Genomic DNA, 23,360 nt, shown 5'->3' on the forward strand with positions numbered 1-23,360 from the left:
GGCTTTTTTGTTCAACCAAATCACCAAAGTGATCAGGCCGTTTCGGTTTCCTGCTTCTTGATGAGCTGTCGCAGCACATAGTGCAGGATGCCACCGTGCTTGAAGTAATCCCGCTCCTTGGGCGTGTCCAGACGGACAACGGCCTTGAAGTGGATCGGGTCACCACTTTCCGGCGTGGCCTTCACGTCCACTTCGGTGGCATTGCCATCATCCAGACCGGTGATTTCAAAGGTTTCCTTGCCGGTCAGACCCAGGCTTTCGGCACTGTCGCCGTCCTTGAACTGCAGGGGCAGCACGCCCATGCCGATCAGGTTGGAACGGTGAATCCGCTCATAGCTCTCGGTGATCACGGCCTTAACGCCCAGCAGGCGGGTGCCCTTGGCCGCCCAGTCACGGGAGGAACCGGTGCCGTATTCCTTGCCGGCGATGACCACCAGCGGCACATCGTTCTCCTGGTACTTCATGGAGGCATCGTAGATGCTCATCTCTTCGTCATCGGGCTGGTAGCGTGTCCAGCCACCCTCGGTGCCGGGGGCCAGCAAGTTGCGCAGGCGGACATTACCGAAGGTGCCACGCATCATCACCTCATGGTTACCACGACGGGAACCGAAGGAGTTGAACTGGGACGGTTCGACGCCTTTCTCCATGAGATATTCGCCGGCCGGGCTCTTCTTGGGAATGGCACCGGCGGGGGAGATGTGGTCGGTGGTAACGGAATCGCCCAGCAGGGCCAGGCAACGGGCCCCCTTGATATCTTCCACCTGGGACGGCTCCATGCTCATGCCCTCGAAGTAGGGCGGGTTCTTCACGTAGGTGGAGTTGTCGTCCCAATCGAAGAGGTCGCCTTCCGGCACATCCAGGCTGTTCCAGTTATCGTCGCCGGAGAAGACTCCGGCGTAGCTGGAATGGAACATGCCGGAATTGATGGTGCTGGTAACCAATTCCTGGATCTCGCCGGAGTCCGGCCACAGATCCTTGAAGTAGACCGGCTTGCCGTCCTTGTCCTCGGCCAGCGGATCGTTCATCAGATCGATGTCCAGGGTCCCGGCAATGGCGTAGGCCACCACCAGGGGCGGTGAGGCCAGGAAGTTCATCTTGATGTCCGGATGAATCCGGCCTTCGAAGTTCCGGTTGCCTGACAGCACGGAGGTAGCCACCAGGTCATTGTCATGCACGGCCTTGGAGATCTCCGGACGCAGCGGGCCGGAGTTGCCAATGCAGGTGGTGCAGCCATAACCCACCAAGTGGAAGTTCAGAGCTTCCAGGTCTTCCAGCAGGTCGGTTTTCTTCAGGTAATCGGTGACCACCTTAGAGCCGGGGGCCAGGCTGGTCTTTACCCAGGGCTTGACGTTGATGCCGCGTTCGCGGGCCTTGCGGGCCAGCAGACCGGCACCGATCATCACCGCCGGGTTGGAAGTGTTGGTGCAGGAGGTGATGGCGGCGATCAGCACGTCACCGTCCTTGATGGTGAACTTCTCACCGTCCATCTCCACTTCGCCCACACCGTTCTGCTGGGTGTTGGGGCTGCCCACACCGGTGGAGCCGCCTTCACCCTCGAAGGCCGCCTCGCCATTGGACTTCTGGGCTCGCTCTTCCAGCAGCGGTTCCAGGTGCTTGTTGAAAGCCTGCTGAGCGGATTTGACCGCAATCCGGTCCTGCGGGCGTTTCGGCCCGGCAATGGAGGGCTCGACGGTGCCCATGTCCAGCTCGAGCACATCGGTGTACTCGGGGTCGGCATCACCGTCTTCCCGCCACATGCCCTGTTCCTTGGCATACTGCTCCACCAGCTCGATCTGTTCTTCGCTGCGGCCGGTGAGTTCCAGGTAACGGATGGTTTCCTTGTCCACCGGGAACATGGCGGCGGTGGAGCCGAACTCGGGAGACATGTTGCCCAGAGTGGCCCGGTCGGCCAGGGGCATATTGGACAGGCCGTCGCCGAAGAACTCCACGAACTTGCCCACCACGCCCTTCTTGCGCAGCATCTCGGTGACCGTCAGCACCAGGTCGGTGGCGGTGGCGCCTTCCGGCAGTTTGCCATTGAGCTTGAAGCCAATGACCTGTGGCACCAGCATGGTCACGGGCTGACCCAGCATGGCGGCTTCTGCCTCGATGCCGCCCACGCCCCAGCCCAGCACACCCAGGCCATTGACCATGGTGGTGTGGGAATCGGTGCCCACCAGGGTATCCGGGTAAGCCTGCAGCACGCCGTCGTTCTTCTTGCCAAAGACCACCCGGGCCAGGTGCTCAATATTCACCTGGTGGACAATGCCGGTGTTGGGCGGCACGACCTTGAAGTTGTCCAGGGACTGCTGGCCCCAGCGCAAAAAGGCATAGCGTTCCTTGTTGCGCTCGAATTCGATTTCATTGTTCTGGGTCAGGGATTGGGCCGTGCCGTAGTTGTCCACCTGCACGGAGTGATCGATGACCAGCTCGGCGGGGGAGAGCGGGTTGATGCTACCGGCCTTGCCGCCCAAGGCCTTCACGGCATCCCGCATGGCAGCCAGGTCGACCACCGCCGGTACCCCGGTAAAGTCCTGCAGAATGACGCGCGCCGGTGTGAAGGCGATCTCATCGCTGGGCTTGGCTTTCGCGTCCCAGTTGGCGATGGCCTCGATGTCCTTGGCTGTAACGGTCTCGCCGTCTTCATGGCGGAGCTGGTTCTCCAGGAGGACCTTCAGCGAAAAGGGCAGGCGGGAGATGTCGAACTTATCGGCCAGTGCGTCCAGGCGATAGATCTCGTAATCCTTGTCGCCCACCTTGAGGGTGGAGCGTGCCTTGAATGTGTCGGTCATGGGGCCTCCCGGTTTGGAGATATTGGAAATGTTCTTTTGGTCAAACGCCCCGCCAGACTGGGCGGGGGCTCTGAATTAAGAGCGGAAAGCCGGATTTCGGCCACCGAAGGCAGCCTTTCTCGACTTAGACCCCCCATTATACGGAATCCAAGCTGGAACTTCACGCCTGGGGCCAGCGGCATGGGCGGCTTCGCGACGCTGCCGGCCATTTGACGGCAATACCCCGAGCTTGCCCCACGTCATGTCAAATGAATGGCCTGATGGGCCATGGGATGAGCGGTATCAACTTTGGGATGGTTGTTTGTCAGCCATCGAGGGGGACTGCTAATTGAATAGCCTTAAAGGCCTTGATGGAGGTGTGTAAGCGCCTGATTGAAAAGGTCTTATAGCTATCGCGGGGGGGAAGACTTTGCGTCCGTGGCAAAGTGAAGGGAAAGACCCTTTTTATAACACGATGAGAAAGCCTGTCCAAGGATTCTCTTGGGCATGGCGGCGGCTGTGTTTGCCATTTCCATTGGGACGGTTCTTAAATGAGGCATGAGCGGCTTGAATAACGGAGGACACCACCATGAACCGTCGTTCCGATCTGGAAACCGTGACCGATCTGCGCCAGTGGTTCCAGGGTTCGGTCCACGAAGCCATGCACCGCAATGCGCTCAGTGCCGGTCGTCTTACCGAGCGTTATGTGGCGGATCTGCTGGTCCAGTACAGCCGCTCTGAGCGGCTGTATGAGGTGACCGAAGAGGGTTCCGGACTCAAGCCCCTGGCCTTTATGTACCAGGATGCCATGGAGTCCCCATCCGAGGAGGTCCGCCGTCAGAATCTGCAGCGCTTGGGGGATATTGCCTTGTTCATCGCCGGCTATTTTGCCGAAAGCCTCAGCCGAAAATCCGTGGACGTGGACTATTACGCCGGCATGGGCGGTGCCGCCTACAACAGTCTGGCGGAAACCCCGCCTCGCAATTTTGATGCTCTGGAGGTTAATGAGGTCTTCCGGGAGCTGGCCGAAAAGTTCACCGCCTTCATGGACGTGCTGGCGGAAGTGGGGCATATGGCCCATGGCAACGGCGATCAGAGTATTCTGCGCTTGTATGAAACCTGGATGCACACGGGCAGCCCGCGAGCCCGTCGTAAGCTGGAGGCCATGGGCGTGATTCCCAATGAATCCAGCACCAGCCGGAGGCATCACTAATGGCTGCCCAGGCGTGGGCCGCATCGGGGGCCCGCTTGTCCGGCTGGCAGGGGATGCTTGAGCGCTTGTACGAGGTGGAAACCGGCTTTGATGTAAGCAAGTTTTTGCTCACCGATCGTCGATTCGTGCAGCTCATGGAAGGGCGCCGGTACCGGCCCGCCCGGGAAAAACTGCTGATCCATGAGATTGATGGCGAACTCAATGTTTCCCTGTACCTGGACCCGGAACTGCTAAGGCGACTCGAGGCCCAACCACCGGAGCAGTTACTGGACGGACGTAATCTGACGGATTTCTGGATGGCCCTGGAAGGGGTCAGCCATTTTGTTTACCTGGGCCATAACGCTCGCTATGACCGTCCCGTGAGTCGTCTGGAAATGGAGTTGCAGGCCGAGGTGGACAAGTTCGTGTTGGCCAATCTCTTTCTGGCTCGACAGCAGGGCCACAGTCCGGGGAAACGCCTACATCGGGCGCTTTTTCATCAGCCTCATTTCCATAGCCAGCTGAGCCATGAAGAAGCACGGCGCTACGTCCGGGCCAGCCGGTATGCGGGCCGCTATTGTCAGCATCTTATCCACGGCATGCGACGGCCGGGCCGTGGGCCGTTAAGCCGCGAACTGCGGCGCTTTTACCGTCTGCACCGACACCGCAAGTTGGAGTACATCGACACCGCCCATTCCCACTAGTGGTGCGATTTTCTAATGCCCGAATACGGACCAGCCGGTGTTCTGGGTGAACATCTCCAGGGCCTTGGTACCCAGCAGGCTATTGCCCACGGTATCCAGGCCGGGTGACCACACGGCGATAGAGCCTTTGCCGGGAGCGATGGCCAAAATCCCGCCACCGACGCCGCTTTTGCCCGGCAACCCGACCCGATAAGCGAATTCGCCGGAGCCATCGTAGTGCCCGCACATCATCATCAGGGAATTGATGCGTCTCGCTCGCTGGGCGGAGACCACGCGGCTGCCGGAGACTTGGTTGATACCATCCGAGACCAGGAACAGCCCGGCTCGGGCCAACTGCTCGCAGTTCATGGCCAAGGCACATTGGTGGGAGTAGGTGCCCAGGATCTTGTCCACATCGTGCTGAAGCTTTCCGAAGGATTTCATGAAGTGGGCCAATGAGGCATTGCGATGTTTGTGTTCAAGCTCGGAAGCGGCCACTTCATGATCAAAATAAATACTGGCATCGTCGGAAAGGAAACGGATAAAGCTGAGGATCTCCGCCAGCACTTCCTTGGGCTCATGGCCCATCATGATGGCATCTACTACGGCCAGGGCACCCGCATTGATGAAGGGATTACGCGGTTTTCCGGATTCGTGCTCCAACTGCACAATGGAGTTGAATGGATCACCCGAAGGTTCACGGCCCACATATTCCCAGATACCATCCCCGCGTTTGCCCAAGGCTAGGGTCAATGCGAACACCTTGGAGATACTCTGGATGGAAAATGGCTGGCTCACATCACCGGCGGAATACAGCGCCCCCTCCGGGGTGGCTACACTGATTCCGAAATGCTGTGGACTGACTTGGGCCAATTGCGGGATGTAGTCCGCAACCTGGCCACGAAGGTCATGGTCGGCCAAATCGCGGGTGATGTTATTGAGCAATGTCTGCATCTGAGGTAGTTAAACTTGAATGTTTGAAATTGGGAAGACCCAATCAGTCTGGGTTCCGCCGTTTCTACCGCATTTTTGCTGGAAGGTCAGGCATACCGGTCGGCATCGTGCTCGGCTATAGACCACCGCGTGGCTCCACCGGCCGTGAGAGCCAGATAATCGTTCCGGCGGGATTCATCCAGGCCTTCGCTGGCGAGACTCTCGGGTTCCCAGCTCATCGATGGTGGTATCGCCGCTTCGGGCCCCGCTACGCGTGGGGGCATTGGCTCGCAGATAATAGTCATGCTGGTCCTGGTCACTGCTGTAAGTACCGGCCAGTTGGCTTACCTGACCTTGTTCCGTGACCATGGGGCGTACTGGCATGAGGCTGGCTCGAAAGGAATCCCCCAAGCCGGATACAATCCAGACCAGCGGCTGGGCTTTCACCAGTTCAAACAGATCCTGGTGGGATTGCGGGCCATAACGTTTTCCGGCCATGGGTGTACCCTTTGATCTTGAACGCGTTTCTTTTGATGGTGTGGATGAGCAGCGAATCAAAAATCCCGGCATTCTTGTACAGCGGGGCCGAATCATAGCAGTGGGTGAGGGTAGTGATCGCGTTGACCCGGACCGTCACATCACACTTGATGATGATCATACCATTTTGCCCGGCTTCATCGACTTGCATACCCATTACCATGTGGACCTGTTTGATGCGGGGCGGGTGGATGAAACCAAAGCCTATCCCTTGCTGTATTCAGGAAACGGAAGGCCGGATTGGTCTCCAATTCGAAAGCGATTGTCCTGACTGGAAGCCCAGAAAAGATTGATTTTCCGGCCGCGATACGGGCTTATTGGCAGGTGACCGGAGTCATTCCGGCATTGGAACAGTCATAATCGACAGGCCAGACCGGAGCAGCTTATGAGCAAGCGGCATTCCGTCTCGGAATCTGAGTTGCTGGACCTGATCCGCACCATCTCGGCGGAGTTGAACCCTCGGCAATCCCCTCCTGAGTTGAGCCTGGATAGCGCCCTGGAGCGAGAGGCGGGCCTGGACAGCCTGGGCCGGGTGGAATTGATGCTGCGCATCGAACGGCGATTCGGGCTGAGAATCCCGGATGAGAAGGCGGTTTCGGCACGGACGCCCAAGGAGCTGCTGGCGCTTCTATCGGATGGCAACATGGCCGAAGCCAATGATCCGGGGCAACGGGACCCGGCACTTGGCCAAGCACAGGGGGAGGAACCGGTGGAGCCACGTTCGGCGGCCACCCTGAGCCAGGTGTTGGAATGGCATGCCGACCGGGTGGGGGATCGCCAGTGCCTGAGTCTCTATCAATCCGGCGGCGAGATGAGCCATCTGAGCTATGCCGAGCTTCGGGATGGAGCGGCCGAGCTCGCCGCCGGGCTACGCGACAAGGGCGTGGGTCCGGGGGACCGGGTTGCCTTGATGTTGCCGACCAGTCTGGAGTTCTTCTTTGCTTTTCACGGTGTCATGTGGGCGGGTGGTGTGCCGGTCCCCTTGTATCCGCCGGTACGGGTCAGTCAGGTAGAAGACCATTTCCGTCGCATTGCAGGCGTGGTGGAGAATGCCGAGTGCCGTTGCTTTATTGCTTCCCGTGAAACGGCCCAGGCCGGTCAACTGCTCAAGAGTCTTGCACCCTCACTGAGTCATGTGTTGACCGTGGACAAGCTGCGCCAGGGGGTGGGGATCGCCCGGGTACCCCGGCGAAGCGATGATCTGGCCTTCTTGCAATATACCTCTGGCACCACTGGTGACCCCAAGGGGGTGATGCTCAGCCATGCCAACTTGCTGGCCAACATCCGCTCCATCGGTAGTGTGGTTGACGCCTCTCATGAAGACCGTTTTGTCAGCTGGTTGCCCCTCTACCACGACATGGGTCTAATCGGCGCCTGCCTGGGGACGCTGTACTACGGCATTCCCCTGTTTCTCATGTCCCCCCTGCAATTCATGGCCCGGCCACAGAGTTGGCTATGGGCTATTCACCGCCATCGAGCCACCCTGTCCGCGGCGCCTAATTTTGCCTACGATCTCTGTGCCAATCGCCTTGAGAGTGAAGAGCTGGAAGGGCTGGATCTTTCCAGTTGGCGGGTGGCCTTCAATGGTGCTGAGCCCATCAGTCCGCAGACGCTGGATGGCTTCGAGCAGCGCTTTGCTCACTATGGTTTTCATCGGGAGACCATGAAACCGGTTTATGGTCTGGCGGAGTCGTCGGTGGGCTTGACGTTTCCCCCGACCGATCGTGCCCCCAAGCTGGATCGTATCGAGCGAGATCGCTTCGACCAGCATGGTGAAGCCCGTCCTGCGGCGGACACGGATGAAACCCCGCGCCTGTTCGTGGCCTGTGGCAAGCCATTGCCAGAGCATGAAATACGGGTGGTAGACGAACAGGGGCAGCCTCTGCCGGATCGTCAGCAGGGGCATCTGCAGTTTCGCGGACCTTCCTGCACCCGGGGCTACTTTCGCAATCCCGAAGCCACCGACGCGCTGATCGACAACGGCTGGCTCAGCTCGGGGGATTTGGCCTATCTGGATGAGGGGGAGCTGTATCTCACCGGGCGGGTCAAGGACATGATCATCCGGGGTGGGCGAAATTATTACCCCTATGAGCTTGAGCAAGCCGTCTCCCGGGTTTCCGGGGTGCGGCGCAACAATGTGGCGGTATTTGCCAGTTCTGACCCGGATGGTGGATCGGAACGCCTAGTGGTGGTGGCCGAGACCCGGGTCACGGATCGCGCCGAGCGGGAGCGTATTCGCCAAGCCATTGTGGACGCCAGCGTGGATCTGATGGATTCCCCGCCGGATGCCGTTTCCCTGCAGCCACCCCAGGCCATCCCCAAGACCTCCAGCGGCAAGATTCGTCGTCCGGCCTGCAGGCGCCTGTTCGAGGAAGGCCACCTGGGCCGGCCCCAGGGCCTGCTGCGTCAGATGGCTCACTTGTTGCTGGGCGGTATCTGGCCAATGATTCAACGCCTGCTTCGGGCAACAGGGCAGGGCCTGTTCGCGTTCTGGATGTGGCTGTTTGGATTGCTGATCGGGATTCCAGCCGCCCTGTTATTGCTGCTGATGCCGGGTCGCCGATTGCGTGTTGCCCTGGCCCGGGGGAGCAGTCGACTGATTTTCTCGGCAGTCCGTATGGGGCCGCGAGTCCAGGGGCTTGAGCATCTTCCCGATGGGCCCTGTGTGCTGGTGGTCAACCATGCTAGCTATCTGGACGGTGCCGTCCTGCGGGCAGCATTGCCGGGGCCGCTGTATTTTGTCGCCAAGCGCGAGCTGAGCAAAGGCATGGCGGGACGTCTGCTCAAGCGGATTGGGGCCGTGTGGGTGGCCCGTTTCGATCACAAGCAGGCCTTGAGTGACTTGGAACAGGCCATGGCCCATCTGGCCAAGGGGGAGCGGCTGCTCTTCTTCCCGGAAGGGACCCTTTCAGCCGCACCGGGACTGCGCAATTTCCGGATTGGTGCCTTCATGGCAGCGGTACGTCAGCAAGTGCCCGTGGTTCCGGTGGTATTGCGGGGAACGCGCCAAGCCTTGCCGGGTGAGTCTTGGCGTCCCCGGCCCAGCCGCATCGAGATCCGGATTGGCCGCCCAATTGAAGCCAAGGGTGAGGATTGGGATGCGGCATTGGATCTGCGTGACCGAAGCCGTGTCTGGGTGCTTGAGCAATGTGGTGAAGCGGACATTGCCGGGGAGGATGGCGGTTTGCTGGGTGGCCGGGAGCAGGGCCGGCTTTAACCGTTCATTTGTCCACACCGCTTGAATGTTTCCGAGCCCGTCACCAGCATGCAGGGCAGATTCATTCCTTTCTGCGTCCACCCATACCGGAGTTTTTCAATGACAGAACAACAATACACACTGCCTCGAGTCTGGACAGCAGATCAGGCCGGGGGCGGCAAATTTGCCGGCATCAATCGCCCCGAAGCGGGGGCCACCCATGACAAGGCATTACCGGTGGGCAAACACCCGCATCAGCTCTATTCCCTGGCCACCCCCAATGGCGTGAAGGTCACCATCCTGTTCGAGGAGTTGTTGGCGGCGGGCCATGGGGATGCGGAATACGATGCCCATCTGATCCGGATTCTGGACGGCGAGCAGTTTGGCAGCGGCTTTGTGGAAGTTAATCCCAACTCCAAGATTCCGGCTATGGTCGATTGCAGCACCGAGCCCCATACGCGAGTCTTCGAATCCGGGGCCATCTTGCTCTACTTGGCCGAGAAGTTCGGCGCCTTCATCCCCACGGATCACTCGGGCCGGACAGAGACGCTCAACTGGCTGTTCTGGCAAATGGGCAGTGCTCCGCTGGTGGGTGGGGGCTTCGGGCATTTCTATGCCTATGCCCCGGAATACTACGAATACCCCATCAACCGTTACACCATGGAAACCAAGCGCCAGCTTGATGTGCTCAACCGGCAACTGGCCGACCAGGCCTATATCGCCGGTGAAGACTACTCTATTGCTGATATGGCCATCTGGCCTTGGTACGGACAGTTGGTACTGGGCCGGCTTTACGATGCTGCCGAGTTCCTGGCCGTGCATGAATACCCGCATGTGCTGCGCTGGGCCGAAGCCATCGACCAGCGCCCGGCGGTCAAGCGGGGCCGCATGGTGAACCGGACCTGGGGCGAACCTCAGGAACAGCTCCATGAACGCCACGATGCCGGTGATTTCGACACGCGCACACAGGACAAGCTGGATGAGCAGGCGGGGGCTTGAGACAGGGGGTTCTTGGTTTAGCCCTTGACGCAGACCACCTGCTTGAGCCGGTGTAGGACGTCCACCAGATCGGTCTGATTGGCCATGACGCGGTCAATGTCCTTGTAGGCGCCGGGGGCTTCATCCAGCACGCTTCGATCCTTGCGGCATTCCACGCCCCGGGTGGTGGCGCGGAGTTGGTTGAGGTCAATCTGTTTCTTGGCCTGGCGGCGGCTCATGCGCCGTCCGGCCCCGTGGGCGCAGGAGTCCAGGGCCTCGGGCGGCCCACCCCGGCCGCGGACGATGTAGGAGCAGGCGCCCATGCTGCCGGGGATAATGCCCAGATCACCCCGGCGGGCGCGAATGGCTCCCTTGCGGGTGACCCAGACCTCACTGCCGCCGTGGCTTTCCCGGGCCACATAGTTGTGGTGGCATTTGATGGCTTCCTCGGTGACCCGGAAGGGCGGCAGAACGCCCTGCAAGGCCTCCAGAATCGCGGCCATCATGGTTTCCCGGTTGTGGCGGGCATAGTCCTGGGCCCAGCCCACTGCCTCCACATAGTCATCGAAGCCGGTCGTGCCTTCCCGCAGGTAGGAGAGGTCTTTATCCGGCAGGTTGCGCTGGTGGATGCGCATGTCCTCGCGGGCGTATTCGATGAAATAGCGGCCAATGGCATTGCCGATGCCCCGGCTGCCGGAGTGGAGCATCACCCAGACCCGCTCGGACTCGTCCAGGCAGAGTTCGACGAAGTGATTGCCGCCGCCAAGGGTGCCCATCTGGCGGGTAAACTTGCCGCGCATGTTCTTGCCCATGCGGGCGATGGTGGGGTGGCGTTCCAGGATCCGGTCCAGGCCCCGGGCCAAGGGTTCGCAGGCCGAGTAGGGGGCGTGGGCGGCATCATGGCTGTCAAAGCCCACCGGCACCACCCGCTCGATGGCGCGGCGAACGGCCTTGAGGGATTCGGGCAGCTGGTCTGCGGTGAGGTCCAGACGCCGGGCCATCATGCCGCAGCCGATGTCCACGCCCACCGCAGCGGGGATGATGGCTTCCCGGCTGGGAATGACCGAGCCCACCGTGGCGCCTTTACCCAGGTGCACATCCGGCATGGCCGCGACGGAGGGGCCCACCACGGGCAGGGCCGCCACCCGCTTGAGTTGCTCCAATGAGGCCGCGTCCACGTCCTCGGTAAAGATATGGACCGGCACCCGCTCGCTGTTCAGGTGTTGTCGAATGGGCATGGTTGGGCTACCCGTAAAATAGCCTTCAAGGCATACTTTAACAAAGGGGTGAGCCCTAGGAGGAAGGGTCTTTTCCATCGACAGGCCCTGAAATGGGACATCGTGGAATTCCGTGGAGAATGGTGAGGCCTATCACTGTCTGGAGCTGTCTATATAGCAATTTGAACGAAGCCCAAGCCAACTAACCCCCTCACTACTTTCAGTCTGGAGGATCGAGTGCATGGTGGGATTTGCCGGGGCTGTGCGCGACAGGGATGTCGCGCCCAGAGCGTCTCAGGGACGGATTCACAGCGTCCCCGGAAAATCCCACCATGTAATCGAGCCGTGAAGCTCTGGAAGAAGTCTACTTCTTTCGGCTGACCCAGCTTGAATCTTTTCGTAAGGTTTTGACAGAACTGTGCTGCGGCATTGAGCCATAGGAACCCTGTATTGTGTACCAACTGGGCCTGTTCGGTGTGACGTCCATTAGCTACTTCCGAAGCCGTTCAAGCTACAGCCAGCGGAGGGTGTTAGTTTCTGTTTAAACTTCACGGCTCAAGCACAGGGTGGAACTGTCCAGGGACGCGTGGACCCATCCCTGGGGCTCTGGGCGCGACATCCCTGTCGCGCACAGCCCTGGCCAGTCCCACCCTGTACTCGATCCTCTAGTTGGAAAGCAGTGGTGGGATGAGCTGGCTTGGGCTTCGTTCCAATTGCCGAGGTAGGTAGCTCCGGAGAATGTGGATGCGACCACGCTCCACGGAATTCCACGAAGAACCGAAAAAACGGGTTAGCGTAATCATGGAGATAGTAAAGGTCAGCGGCGAGGATGATATCGCTGAGGTGGCGGCTCTGGCTCGCAAAATCTGGACGGCACACTACACCCCGATCATTGGCAAGGCCCAGGTGGATTACATGCTCGAGCGCTTCCAGAGCGAGCAGGCCATCGCCCAACAAATAAGAGATGGGCAGGAATACTATCTGCTCCGGGATGAGGGAGAGGTGGGCTATCTGGGCCTGGTGCCGGATTCGGCCCAAAAGACCTTGATGATCAGCAAGATCTATGTGGATGGTGAGCAGCGAGGCAAGGGCTACGGCTGGCACATGCTGGATTTCGTGGAGTCGCTATGCCGAGAGCGGGGCCTGGAATCCATCTGGTTGACGGTGAACAAACATAACCAAGACTCAATCTACTGGTATCAAAACCGTGGATTTAACAAGACCGGCGCCCTGGTCCAGGACATCGGCGGCGGTTTTGTCATGGATGACTATCGCCTGGAGAAATCGCTTTGAGTGCGGCTTGGCGTCTTAAGTTTGCCGGGTCAGTCGCAAGGCCTCCTGGGCCAGGGCCTTGCGGCGGAAGATGAGACTGAAGCGATTGCCCCCCAGTTGATGCCAGAGGACCGCCGCCCGGATCGCCGCCAGCAATAGGCTACGGATCTGGTTGACCACGCGTGGGTTTTGAAGGTGGTTGTCATTGCCGGAGACCATGATGCGGGGGTGAATATTGCCGGCGGTTTCGGAATAGGTATCGGCCAGGGCGGCGAAGACATTTTCGTGGTCGCTGCCGAAATGACTGACCGAGCGCTCGGCCTTGTCGATGCCGCTTGACAGGGCATCCATCAGCGCCGGTTTTTTGCGCAGCTTCTTGGCGATATGCATGACTCCCACGGCATAGCGGGTCAGGGCCATGTCATCGGCGGGTACTTGTTCGGTGAGCAGGCGATGGAATTGGCGCAGACCCGGCAGCAGGGCTTGGACACCGCCGAAGATGGCTTCGGTGCTCTCGGCATCCCGGGTCAGGGTGCTTTTCACGGCCGCATGCAGGATGTCCTTGTCGGCCTGACCGTTTCGGGCCAGTTGATGGACGCCGGTGACGGCCTGGAATAGGGCGGCCAGGGCAATGACGCGGTCGCTGAGTTGACTCATGAGGCTTGGTTTTCCGTCTTGATGGCGGTTTCGTTTTTATCCTGGGCCAGCAGGGCCTGGTGGATGACCCCACCCCCCAGGCATTCCTCCCCCTGGTAGAAGACCACATATTGGCCCGGGGTCACGGCCCGCTGGACCCGATCGAAATGAACGTCCAGTTTGCCGTCCGGACGTGGGTGAATTTCGCAGTCCTGGTCGGCCTGGCGATAGCGGGTCTTGGCCCGGCAGCGCAGGGGCAGTTCAGGCCTTGCGTTCAGCCAGTGGGGCTGGTCGGCGATCAGGCCCTGGTGTTGCAGCAGGGGGTGGTCATGGCCCTGGACGGCAATCAGGGTGTTGTCCTGCACATTCTTGTCGGCCACATACCAGGGCCGCTCATCGGTGCCGGGGACACCGCCGATGCCCAGACCCTGGCGCTGGCCGATGGTGTAATACAGCGCCCCCTGATGCTCGCCGATTTGCTGCCCCTCCGGGGTCAGGATAGGGCCCTTGTTGGCGGGGAGGTAGTTGGCCAGAAATTCCCGGAAGGCCCGCTCGCCGATGAAGCAGATGCCGGTGGAGTCCCGCTTGGCATAGTTGTGCAGACCGGCCTCCACGGCGATTTCCCGGACCCGATCCTTTTCCAGCTCGCCCACCGGGAACAGGGTCTTGGCCAGGGCATCGCGCTCGATGGCGTGCAGGAAGTAGCTCTGGTCCTTGTTGTTGTCCAGGCCCTTGAGCAGGTGAGCGCCGTTGTCATCCCGACGGACCCGGCAGTAATGGCCGGTGGCGATCCAGTCGGCGCCCAGGCGCATGGCGTAGTCCAGAAAGGCGCGGAACTTGATTTCGGTATTGCAGAGTACATCCGGGTTGGGGGTGCGACCGGCGGAATACTCGTCCAGGAAGTAGCTGAAGACCCGCTCCCGGTACTCGGCGGCAAAGCTCACCCGCTGGATGGGGATTTCCAGTTCCTCGGCCACCCGCCGGGCATCCTGGAAATCCTCCGCCGCCGTGCAGTAACCGCCGGCATCCCCCTCGGCGTCCGCATCCCAGTTATCCATGAACAGGCCACGCACGTCATAGCCTTGCTCCACCAGTAGATAGGCGGAGACGGAGGAGTCCACGCCGCCGGAGAGGCCGACGACAACGGTTTCGCGGGTCTTGGTATTCATGAAGTCAATTGTAACCTGTGGCGGCTTCAGAGGTCAGCCAAGGCGGCTATTCCTCAAAGCCATCCGCCATGTGGGTGAGGGCGTCCAGGGGGTAGCGGCGGCCGGCCAGGTAGTCGTCCACGCAGCGCAGGACCAGGGGGCTGCGGGCGCGGTGCATTTCGGCGGCGATTTCCTCGCGGCTGAGCCACAGGGTTCTCTGGATGCCGGTATCCAGCGGCTGGGTGGGATCGAATTCCGGGGCATGGCCGAAGAAGTTAACCCGCAGAAAGGTCTTGTCGGCACCGGGGTTCTTCCAGAGATAGATGCCGGTGATCGCCTCGGGAACAAAGTGGCGGGCGGTTTCTTCCTGGACTTCGCGAATCACCGCATCCACCAGGCTTTCGTCTTCTTCCAGGTGGCCGGCCGGGTTGTTGAGCTTGAGCTCACCGCGAATGGTTTCTTCCACTAGCAGAAAGCGGCCATGATCTTCCACCACGGCGGAGACCGTCACATGGGGTTTCCATTCCATCCCTTGCTACCTTTTTTCGGCTTGCAGTGGTCTAAACGCCCAGGCGGCGGAATTCGCTTTCCGGCTTGCTGCGCTCCCACAGGGCATCGAAACGTTTGCGGAGTTGTCGGGCCCGGACCGGATCATATTCGCTCCAGCGGCCCTCATAGCGATCGGCAAGGGTGCGGTAGAGATAGGCTGTCTCATCGGCCACGATGAAGGTGTCCCGCGCGTCGGCATCGTCCTCGTGGGGACGGTGCATTTGAATATGGGTCGGAAGCCGCTGGGCCAGGCGAACCAGGCCATGACCATCCCGCAGGGCCCGGACCGGATCGACGGTAAGCACCCGAATCCGGGTGTGTCGGCTGGCCACCACGAACTGGCGAAGGGGGTCGATGATCTCGGCATGGTCGAGTACCGGGGGTTCCAGATTATGGCTGAAAATGATGAGTTCCCGACGGACCAGTCCGGCCAGGGTGGCAGCGGCTTGGCGACTGTCGTCCCGGCTCTCCAGTGGCTGGCTTTCGGCGTCCTGGGTCTCCTCGCTCATGAGGCATCCTCCGAAATCCGAAGCCGCATCAGGTAATGGGGGATGCCGGCTTCCATGAATTCCTCGCCTTCGGCCTTAAAGCCATAGCGGTTGTAAAAGCCCAGCGCCGAGGTTTGGCCATGCAATCGGCATTCGGGGATGCCGGCCTTGCGGGCCTCATCCAGCAGGGCTTGAAGAATGGCGCCACCGACGCCATGCCCGCGCCAGGGCTTGAGGACCGCCATGCGGCCCACCTTGCCGTCCCGGGAGAGGCGGCCGGTGCCGATGGGACGGCCTTCGCCATCGTGGGCCAGGACATGGATGCACTTGGGATCGTCCTCATCCCATTCCAACGCCAGGGGCACCTGCTGCTCCTCCACGAAGACCGGTTCCCGTACTTCACGCAGGGCGGGGACGTCATCCGGCCATTGGGCGGGGCGTACCGTGAATTGTTTATTCATCGTCCATCCACTCCAGTCGGCCTTTCACGATCCAGTCGGCAATCAGCTTACGATCATCCGGGCCCGGCTCAAAGTCCTCCGGCAAGGGTTCGCGGCTTAAGAGGCGGTCCAACAGCGCCTTGCAGACCTCCGGCCAGACTTCCATGTCACCGTCCACGAAGACATGGGGGCGGCCATCCGGGCCTTCCCGCCAGACCGCCAGTACATCGCTGCGCAGCAAGGGGCTATGGCCCTGGGCCAGGCGCTGATCCACGGTGTCGGCCTGGGCGGGATCGGCCTCGGTCTCGAAGCGCAGCCAGGGTTTGGGCTCGGTGATATAGCGCCCGAACCAATCCCCCAGTTCCTCATTGCTGGAATTGACCAGATGGTCGAAGAGGCCGCGCAGGCGTTCGATGGTCTTGGGATGGATCCTCGGGCCGGCCTCCTCGGGGGCCAGGTCCGGGTCCTGGTAACGGCTGTCATCCGGCAATTGCTGGGTGACGAACTCGGAAAAGTCGGAAATCATGCCGGGGGTGTCGGGGGCGCGCAGCCCCACCGAGAAGGTCATGCAATCAGGGCCGGCGATGCCGAAATGGGCGACCCCGGGCGGCAGATAGAGCATGTCGCCCGGCTCCAGGACCCATTCCTGCTCGGCTTCGAAGTGGGCCAGCACATCCAGCTCGCAGTCATCCCGGCGGCTCAGGTCGGTGGGCTTTTCATTGATGGCCCAGCGACGGGTGCCGCGGGCCTGGAGCAGGAAGACATCATAGGCGTCCAGGTGCGGGCCCACGGAGCCACCCTCGGGGGCGTAGCTGATCATCAGATCATCCATCCGCCAGCGGGGCAGGAAGTCGAAGCTGTCCAGGATCTTGGCCAGTTCCGGCAAGTGCTTGTCCACATCCTGGACCAGCAGGGTCCAGTCCCGCGCCGGCAGGGCTTCGAAGTCCGCCGCGCTGAAAGGCCCCTGGCGTAGGGTCCAGGGACCCTCCGGCGGGCCCTCGACCAGGCGGCTTTCCACATCCGCCTCACAGGCCAGCCCGGCCAGTTCCTCCGGGCTCAAGGGGGATTGGAAGTCCTCGATCACCTGGCGGAACAGGGCCGGTTTTTTCTGCCAATAGCGGGACAGAAAGCGGACCGGCTCCAGTCCCTTGAGATTGAGTTTATACCGCACGGGCCTGCTCTGCTGCGTTGCCGATGTAAGTGGCCGGGGTTAGTGCCCGGAGCCGCTGACGGGCCTCTTCGGGCAGGTCCAGGCCGTCGATGAAGGCCTGCATGCCGGCCTGGTCCACCCGGGTGCCGCGGGTCAGTTCCTTGAGCTTCTCATAAGGAGACTCGATGCCGTAGCGACGCATGACGGTCTGGATGGGCTCGGCCAGGACTTCCCAGTTGGCGTCCAGGTCGGCGGCCAGCTTGGCCGGTTCCGCCTCCAGCTTGCCCAGGCCCTTTTCCAGGGCGGCAAAGGCGATCTGGCCGTAGCCGAAGGCCGTGCCCACATTGCGCAGCACGGTGGAGTCGGTGAGATCCCGCTGCCAGCGGGAAATGGGCAGCTTGTCGGCCAAATGGCGGAACAGGGCATTGGCGATGCCCAGATTGCCCTCGGCATTCTCGAAGTCGATGGGATTGACCTTGTGGGGCATGGTGGAGGAGCCCACCTCGCCGGCCACGGTCTTCTGCTTGAAGTAGCCGAGGGCGATATAGCCCCAGATATCCCGGGACAGATCGATCAGGATGGTGTTGATGCCGGCAGCGGCGTCGAACAGCTCGGCCATGTAGTCATGAGGCTCGATCTGGATGGTATAGGGGTTCCAGTCGATTCCCAGGCTTTCCACGAAGCCTTGTGCCAGTTTGGGCCAGTCCACCTCCGGGTAGGCGGAGAGATGGGCGTTGTAATTGCCCACCGCGCCATTGATCTTGCCGAGAATGGCCACGTCGGCCAGGCGCTGGCGTTGGCGGCGCAGCCGATGGACCACATTGGCCAGTTCCTTGCCCAGGGTGGTGGGCGAGGCCGGCTGGCCGTGGGTGCGGGAGAGCATGGGCACATCGGCATATTGATGGGCCATGCTTCGCAGCTTCTCAATCAGGCCGTCCACGGCCGGCAGAAGGACCTGGTCCCGGGTGTCGGCCAGCATCAGGGCATAGGACAGATTGTTGATGTCTTCCGAGGTGCATGCGAAGTGAAAAAACTCAGATTTATCATTGAGTTCCCGATTATCCTTCACGCACTCTTTTAAGTAATATTCCACCGCCTTTACGTCATGGTTGGTGGTTTTCTCAATGGCCTTGACCCGGGCGGCATCAGCCGGGCCAAAACCCTGTATCAGGGCTTCCAGCCAGGTCTTGGCATCGCTGCTGAGTGCGGGCAGCTCGGGAATTCCGGGTTCATCGGCCAGGGCGGCCAGCCAGCGCAGCTCCACCAGGGCGCGATAGCGGATCAGGCCCGCTTCGCTGCAGAAGGGTTTGAGGGCTTCGGTCTTTCCGGCGTATCGGCCATCCAGGGGGGAGAGTGCGGTGAGGGCATGCTCGCTCATCAAAATCCCTTAATCAGCTGTAAATGGTAAAATCAGCATTTTACAGGAAAAGGCCTTCAGGGGCTGCCCGCCAGCGGGCTCTTGTGGGCCGTGACAATGATCATTTGTACCTAACCCCAGATAAACAACCTTAGGAGTCAGTGATGTCGAGCAAGGGTTTCCGGATCGAGAAGGACAGCATGGGCGAGCTTCAAGTGCCGGAGGAGGCACTCTGGGGCGCGCAGACTCAGCGTGCCGTGGAGAACTTCCCCATCAGCGGCCTGCACATGCCGCGTGCCTTTATCCGAGCCCTGGGTCTGGTGAAATGGGCGGCGGCGGCGGCCAACCGGGAACTGGGTTTATTGGATGACGCCCGCGCTGATGCCATCCAGGCGGCCGCGGAAGAAGTGGCTTCCGGTCGTCACGATGCCCATTTTCCGGTAGATGTTTTCCAGACCGGTTCCGGCACCAGCTCCAATATGAACGCCAATGAGGTGATTGCCCGCCTGGCCACCGACAAGCTCGGCGACAAGGTGCATCCCAATGACGACGTGAACATGGGACAGAGCTCCAATGACGTGATTCCCACCACCATTCACGTCAGCGCCGCGCTGGAAGTCAACGAACGCCTGCTGCCCGCTCTGCGCCACCTGGCCGGTACCATTGAGCGCCGGGCCGGCGAACTGTCCAATGTGGCCAAGACCGGCCGCACTCATCTGATGGATGCCATGCCGGCCCGCTTTGATCAGACCATGGGCGCCTGGGCCACCCAAGTGCGTCGGGGTTGTGCCCGGGTGGAGGCCACCCTGCCGCGCCTGTACGGACTGGCCCAGGGCGGCACCGCGGTAGGCACGGGCATCAATGCCCATGAGCAGTTCGCCGATAGCTTCGCCAAGCACTTGGCAGAACGCACCGGCGTGGCCTTCGAGTCTGCCGAAGACAAGTTCGAGACCATCGCCACCCAGGACACGGCGGTGGAACTGTCCGGTCAACTCAAGACCGTGGCGGTTTCCCTGATGAAGATTGCCAACGATCTGCGCTGGATGAACAGCGGTCCTCTGGCCGGCCTGGGCGAGATCACCCTGCCGGCCCTGCAGCCGGGTTCCTCCATCATGCCCGGCAAAATCAACCCGGTGATCCCGGAAGCGGTCTGCATGCTGTCGGCCCAGGTGATCGGCAATGACAGCACCATTACCGTGGGCGGGCAGTCCGGTAATTTCGAGCTCAATGTCATGCTGCCGGTGATCGGCTACAACCTGCTGCAGAGCATTGAATTGCTGTCCAATGGTAGTACCCAGCTGGCCGACAAGGCCATCGATGGCTTTAAGGTCAATGAAGCCAATCTGCGGGAAGCGCTGGCGAAAAACCCCATTCTGGTAACGGCCATGAACCCGGTGATCGGCTATGAGAAGGGCGCGGCTATTGCCAAAAAGGCCTATGCCGACGGCCGCCCCATCATGGATGTGGCCCGGGAAGAGACTGACCTCCCGGATGAAGAGTTGGCCCGTCTGCTGGATGCGGTGGAACTCACCAAAGGTGGTATCAAAAGCTAGCTAGCACAGAACCCGCCATGGGTGGCGTCAAGCTGCCACCCATGGCGACCATTCACGGCTTGTCAGGAGGCCATTGGCATGGCGGTCAGCATGAATACCGGAGGCGGGACCCTGTTGGCGCGGTTGCTGGGCCAGCTGGACCAGTCGGGTCCACCCAAGGATTTGGCCGCCGAGGCCCGTTATGGCGTGCATGGGGATGTGCCGGCCAGTCTTCAGCGACCGGTCAAGCCCCGGCCCGCTGCCGTCTTGATTCCCATCGTGGCGCATGAACAGGAGCCCACCATCCTGTTGACCCGCCGAACCGATCATCTGGCGGATCATCCCGGCCAGATCTGTTTTCCGGGGGGTGGTTGCGAGGTGGGTGATCCGGACCTGGAGGCCACAGCGCTTCGGGAAACCCGGGAAGAGGTGGGCATTGACGCCGACCGAATTCATATTCGCGGTTATCTGCGCCCCTATATGACCATCACCGGATTTGCCGTCGCGCCCGTGGTGGGCTTGCTTCAACCGGGTTTTGCCGTGGCACCGGACCCTTTTGAAGTGGCCGAGGTCTTTGAAGTGCCATTGGCTCATCTCATGGACCCCGCCAACCATGCCCAGCAGCAGGCTGATTTTCGCGGTCATACTCTGAGTTACTACCAGATCGATTGGCGGGGTTATCGCGTATGGGGAGCAACGGCCGCTATGCTGGTGGGCATGAGTCAGATACTGGAAGAGGACGGAACATGAAAGGTAGGTCGATCAATGAGCCGAAATGAGAATCCCATGGAACGACTGCGTGCCGTCATGGCCAGGCTAAGGGCACCGGACGGCTGCCCCTGGGATCGGGAACAGGATTTCTCCAGCATTGCCCCCTTTACCATCGAAGAGGCCTATGAAGTGGATGAGGCCATTCGTTTGGGGGATCGCCAGGCCTTGAAGGATGAATTAGGCGATCTGCTGTTCCAGGTGATTTTTCATGCACGCATGGCCGAGGAAGAAGGGGTCTTTGATCTGGATGATGTGGCCGAGGGCATGACGGAGAAATTGATTCGCCGACATCCCCATGTTTTCGGCGATGGGCATTACGATTCGGAAGAAGCCCAGACAGCCGGCTGGGAAGCCATCAAGGCGGCTGAACGGGCTGAAAAAGGCGAGCACTCGGCCCTGGACGATGTTCCCCTGGCCCTGCCGGCCCTGGCCCGGGCCACCAAGTTGGGCAAGCGGGCCAGCCGGGTGGGCTTTGACTGGCCGGATCGTTCCGGCCCACTGGATAAGGTGCGCGAAGAGCTGGATGAGCTGCAGGAAGCCATGGACGAGGACCAGGGCAGAGCGAGGCTGGAAGCGGAGCTGGGAGATCTGTTGTTCGCGGTGACCAATGTGGCCCGGCATCTCAAACTGGATCCGGAGAAGGCCCTGCGCCAATGCAATGCCAAGTTTGAACGTCGGTTCCGCGCCGTGGAATCGGGTTTAAAGGCCGAAGGCCGCAATACGGCCGGTGCCAGCCTGGCGGATATGGACGCCCTCTGGGATGCGGCCAAACTTAAAGAGACGGGTAATGACTGAAACCGAACAGCAGCAGGATGCATTACTGGCCATGGCCGATGCGGACGCGGCCACCAAAACCCGGCCCTGGTGGGGTGATTACCCGATGGATCCTGAGCAGCGGGGCATGAGCTGGCATATCGGCCCCCTGCGACTGCAGGCACGCTGGTGGCCCCAGGAGTGGCGGCTGGCCTGGCATTATGGTGACGATCCCTTGGATACGTCAGTGGAACATGCCGGCCTGGACGATATTGAGGCGTTTCCAGACATGACCCTGGCTCGTTATGCCTTGGGTAAGGCGCCGAGCTGTTTGCGTTTGGTGCCAAGAGTGGCGGATCGCTCGGTAGTGGTGCGTCCGGACATCCCTTTGTATGTGCCGCCCGGGGAGGAGACGGTGATCCATGTCAGTACCTCCGTCTGGGTGCAGGTGCAAGCAGTGGAAGGGGAGAAAGTGGTGGCCCTGGGGGAAATGCCGGGGTACCGGCCCTCCGATTCCTTCTTCGGTGCCAACACCCGGGAAGGGGATGTCTGCTATGCCAGCCGCAGCCTGGCAAGGCTTCGCATGGAAGACGTGGTACAACGACCACATCGGGTGTTGACACCGGTGACGGTCCGCAACAAGGGGGAGGACTCCTTACTGATTGAACGGATCAATGTGCCCTTGCCGATCCTGACCCTTTACGCCTCGGCCAATCACCAGTTGTGGACACAGCCGCTGACACTGGAGCGAGGCCGTGACGGCAAGGAAGGGGCGTTGAAGCTGGAAGAAATGCGATTGCCGGCTTCCATGCAAGTGCGGGTTCTATCGGAGCCACGGGAAGTGCCGGACAAGCAGGGCCTGTTCCGCGCGCTGGATCGCCTCTTGGGCTGATGCCACTGGAGTTTTGAATGGATTTGATTGAGTTTCTAACGTCTGAGCGAGGGCTGGACACCCTCAGGGCAGTGATTATTGTCCTGATGGGCCTGTTGGTGGCCAAGCTGACTTCGGCGATTACCCGGCGAGTTTCGGAGAAATATCTGGAACCACAGCAGACGGCCTTGCTGGGTCGTTTCATCTTCTACGGCATCATTATTCTGGCTGCTACCTCTGCCTTGCACCAGCTCGGTTTCAGCTTAACCGTGATTTTAGGGGCGGCGGGGATTCTCTCCGTAGCCATCGGTTTTGCCTCCCAGACGTCTGCTTCCAATCTTATCAGCGGTTTATTCCTGATCGGTGAGAAGCCGTTCAAAATTGGCGACTTCATCCGTGTGGGCGAAACCGTGGGAGAAGTACTCGCCATTGATCTGTTGTCGGTGAAGTTGCGAACCTTCGATAACCTCTATGTCCGCGTACCCAATGAAACCCTGATCAAGTCTGAAATAATCAACCTGACACACTTTCCTATCCGGCGCTTTGAACTCAAGGTGGGTGTGGCCTACAAGGAGAATCTTAAGAAGGTTCGCGAAGTTTTGCTCAATGTGGCCGACGAATATCCTCTCTGTTTGACCGAACCCAAGCCCAATGTCTTGTTCCTCGGCTTTGGAGACTCCTCGCTGGACCTGCAATTTAATGTCTGGTCCACCAGGGAGAACTTCCTGGAGCTTCGCAACAATATTCCGGAAATGGTGAAAAACGCCTTTGACGAAGCGGATATCGAGATTCCTTTCCCCCATCGCAGCCTTTATACGGGTTCGGTTACCGAGCCTTTTCCCATTCGCCTGGTTGGGGACGAAAACAAGAACGCCGACGACTGAGT

22 protein-coding genes are annotated in these 23,360 nt (G+C 60.5%); 10 read left to right on the plus strand and 12 right to left on the minus strand.

Going from position 1 to position 23,360, the window contains the following annotated elements:
• Positions 1–32: 32 nt before the first annotated feature.
• Positions 33–2,792, minus strand: coding sequence for an aconitate hydratase AcnA (gene acnA, locus J2T60_RS03735; protein ID WP_253445609.1), 2,760 nt, complete (start codon positions 2,790–2,792; stop codon positions 33–35).
• A gap of 568 nt (positions 2,793–3,360) precedes the next feature.
• On the opposite strand from acnA, the gene J2T60_RS03740 reads away from it, so the two are divergent.
• Together J2T60_RS03740 and J2T60_RS03745 are read left to right on the plus strand one after the other, a co-directional pair.
• On the plus strand, positions 3,361–3,984 hold the full coding sequence (locus J2T60_RS03740; protein WP_253445611.1) for a hypothetical protein: 624 nt from the start codon (positions 3,361–3,363) through the stop codon (positions 3,982–3,984).
• The gene (locus J2T60_RS03745; RefSeq protein WP_253445615.1) at positions 3,984–4,667 is read left to right on the plus strand and encodes a hypothetical protein; all 684 of its coding nucleotides are present in this window, start codon (positions 3,984–3,986) and stop codon (positions 4,665–4,667) included. The genes J2T60_RS03740 and J2T60_RS03745 overlap by 1 nt, the downstream gene beginning before the upstream one ends.
• A gap of 12 nt (positions 4,668–4,679) precedes the next feature.
• Here the strand turns inward: J2T60_RS03745 and J2T60_RS03750 are convergent, their stop codons facing one another.
• The 3 genes from J2T60_RS03750 to J2T60_RS03760 all read right to left on the minus strand — a co-directional run bounded on the left by J2T60_RS03750 (position 4,680) and on the right by J2T60_RS03760 (position 6,267).
• On the minus strand, positions 4,680–5,600 hold the full coding sequence (locus J2T60_RS03750) for a glutaminase (RefSeq protein WP_445376038.1): 921 nt from the start codon (positions 5,598–5,600) through the stop codon (positions 4,680–4,682).
• Between the two features lie 174 nt (positions 5,601–5,774).
• On the minus strand, positions 5,775–6,077 hold the full coding sequence (locus tag J2T60_RS03755) for a hypothetical protein (RefSeq protein ID WP_253445622.1): 303 nt from the start codon (positions 6,075–6,077) through the stop codon (positions 5,775–5,777).
• The gene (locus tag J2T60_RS03760) at positions 6,031–6,267 is read right to left on the minus strand and encodes a hypothetical protein (RefSeq protein ID WP_253445624.1); all 237 of its coding nucleotides are present in this window, start codon (positions 6,265–6,267) and stop codon (positions 6,031–6,033) included. Before J2T60_RS03760 ends, J2T60_RS03755 begins: the two co-directional genes overlap by 47 nt.
• A gap of 234 nt (positions 6,268–6,501) precedes the next feature.
• Here J2T60_RS03760 and J2T60_RS03765 point away from each other — a divergent pair, with 234 nt between their 5' ends.
• Positions 6,502–9,333, plus strand: a complete 2,832-nt coding sequence (locus J2T60_RS03765) for an AMP-binding protein (protein ID WP_253445627.1) — start codon at positions 6,502–6,504, stop codon at positions 9,331–9,333.
• A gap of 99 nt (positions 9,334–9,432) precedes the next feature.
• A complete protein-coding gene (yghU, locus tag J2T60_RS03770) occupies positions 9,433–10,311 on the plus strand; it encodes a glutathione-dependent disulfide-bond oxidoreductase (RefSeq protein WP_253445630.1) in 879 nt (292 codons plus the stop codon).
• A 17-nt stretch (positions 10,312–10,328) separates the two neighbouring features.
• Here the strand turns inward: yghU and J2T60_RS03775 are convergent, their stop codons facing one another.
• A complete protein-coding gene (locus J2T60_RS03775; protein ID WP_253445633.1) occupies positions 10,329–11,528 on the minus strand; it encodes an RtcB family protein in 1,200 nt (399 codons plus the stop codon).
• Between the two features lie 723 nt (positions 11,529–12,251).
• Between J2T60_RS03775 and J2T60_RS03780 the strand changes: the two genes are divergently transcribed.
• Positions 12,252–12,800, plus strand: coding sequence for a GNAT family N-acetyltransferase (locus J2T60_RS03780; protein ID WP_253445636.1), 549 nt, complete (start codon positions 12,252–12,254; stop codon positions 12,798–12,800).
• A gap of 15 nt (positions 12,801–12,815) precedes the next feature.
• Here the strand turns inward: J2T60_RS03780 and hflD are convergent, their stop codons facing one another.
• From hflD to purB, 7 genes are read right to left on the minus strand one after another with little or no spacing between them, the layout of a single operon-like run.
• Positions 12,816–13,436, minus strand: a complete 621-nt coding sequence (gene hflD, locus J2T60_RS03785; protein ID WP_253445639.1) for a high frequency lysogenization protein HflD — start codon at positions 13,434–13,436, stop codon at positions 12,816–12,818.
• Positions 13,433–14,584, minus strand: a complete 1,152-nt coding sequence (gene mnmA, locus J2T60_RS03790) for a tRNA 2-thiouridine(34) synthase MnmA (protein ID WP_253445642.1) — start codon at positions 14,582–14,584, stop codon at positions 13,433–13,435. The genes hflD and mnmA overlap by 4 nt, the downstream gene beginning before the upstream one ends.
• 46 nt (positions 14,585–14,630) lie before the next feature.
• The gene (locus tag J2T60_RS03795; protein ID WP_253445645.1) at positions 14,631–15,092 is read right to left on the minus strand and encodes an NUDIX hydrolase; all 462 of its coding nucleotides are present in this window, start codon (positions 15,090–15,092) and stop codon (positions 14,631–14,633) included.
• Between the two features lie 31 nt (positions 15,093–15,123).
• Positions 15,124–15,621: a DUF7931 domain-containing protein gene (locus J2T60_RS03800; RefSeq protein WP_253445648.1), complete on the minus strand. Its 498-nt coding sequence runs from the start codon at positions 15,619–15,621 to the stop codon at positions 15,124–15,126.
• Positions 15,618–16,061 carry a GNAT family N-acetyltransferase gene (locus J2T60_RS03805; RefSeq protein WP_253445649.1) on the minus strand — a complete coding sequence of 148 codons (444 nt, stop codon included), beginning with the start codon at positions 16,059–16,061 and terminating at the stop codon, positions 15,618–15,620. The genes J2T60_RS03800 and J2T60_RS03805 overlap by 4 nt, the downstream gene beginning before the upstream one ends.
• Positions 16,054–17,211: a JmjC domain-containing protein gene (locus tag J2T60_RS03810; protein ID WP_253445651.1), complete on the minus strand. Its 1,158-nt coding sequence runs from the start codon at positions 17,209–17,211 to the stop codon at positions 16,054–16,056. Before J2T60_RS03810 ends, J2T60_RS03805 begins: the two co-directional genes overlap by 8 nt.
• Positions 17,201–18,568, minus strand: coding sequence for an adenylosuccinate lyase (gene purB / locus J2T60_RS03815; RefSeq protein WP_253445653.1), 1,368 nt, complete (start codon positions 18,566–18,568; stop codon positions 17,201–17,203). Before purB ends, J2T60_RS03810 begins: the two co-directional genes overlap by 11 nt.
• A 143-nt stretch (positions 18,569–18,711) precedes the next feature.
• On the opposite strand from purB, the gene J2T60_RS03820 reads away from it, so the two are divergent.
• The 5 genes from J2T60_RS03820 (at position 18,712) to J2T60_RS03840 (ending at position 23,358) form a co-directional block, all read left to right on the plus strand.
• A complete protein-coding gene (locus tag J2T60_RS03820) occupies positions 18,712–20,100 on the plus strand; it encodes a class II fumarate hydratase (RefSeq protein WP_253445655.1) in 1,389 nt (462 codons plus the stop codon).
• A gap of 78 nt (positions 20,101–20,178) precedes the next feature.
• The gene (locus tag J2T60_RS03825) at positions 20,179–20,829 is read left to right on the plus strand and encodes a CoA pyrophosphatase (protein WP_253445657.1); all 651 of its coding nucleotides are present in this window, start codon (positions 20,179–20,181) and stop codon (positions 20,827–20,829) included.
• A 36-nt stretch (positions 20,830–20,865) separates the two neighbouring features.
• Positions 20,866–21,645, plus strand: coding sequence for a nucleoside triphosphate pyrophosphohydrolase (mazG, locus tag J2T60_RS03830; protein WP_253445659.1), 780 nt, complete (start codon positions 20,866–20,868; stop codon positions 21,643–21,645).
• Positions 21,638–22,495, plus strand: coding sequence for a DUF432 domain-containing protein (locus tag J2T60_RS03835; RefSeq protein WP_253445661.1), 858 nt, complete (start codon positions 21,638–21,640; stop codon positions 22,493–22,495). Before mazG ends, J2T60_RS03835 begins: the two co-directional genes overlap by 8 nt.
• 17 nt (positions 22,496–22,512) lie before the next feature.
• Positions 22,513–23,358, plus strand: coding sequence for a mechanosensitive ion channel family protein (locus tag J2T60_RS03840; protein ID WP_253445663.1), 846 nt, complete (start codon positions 22,513–22,515; stop codon positions 23,356–23,358).
• The last annotated feature ends 2 nt before the right edge of the window (positions 23,359–23,360 follow it).

This window comes from Natronospira proteinivora, from assembly GCF_024170465.1.
GTDB lineage: Bacteria > Pseudomonadota > Gammaproteobacteria > Natronospirales > Natronospiraceae > Natronospira > Natronospira proteinivora.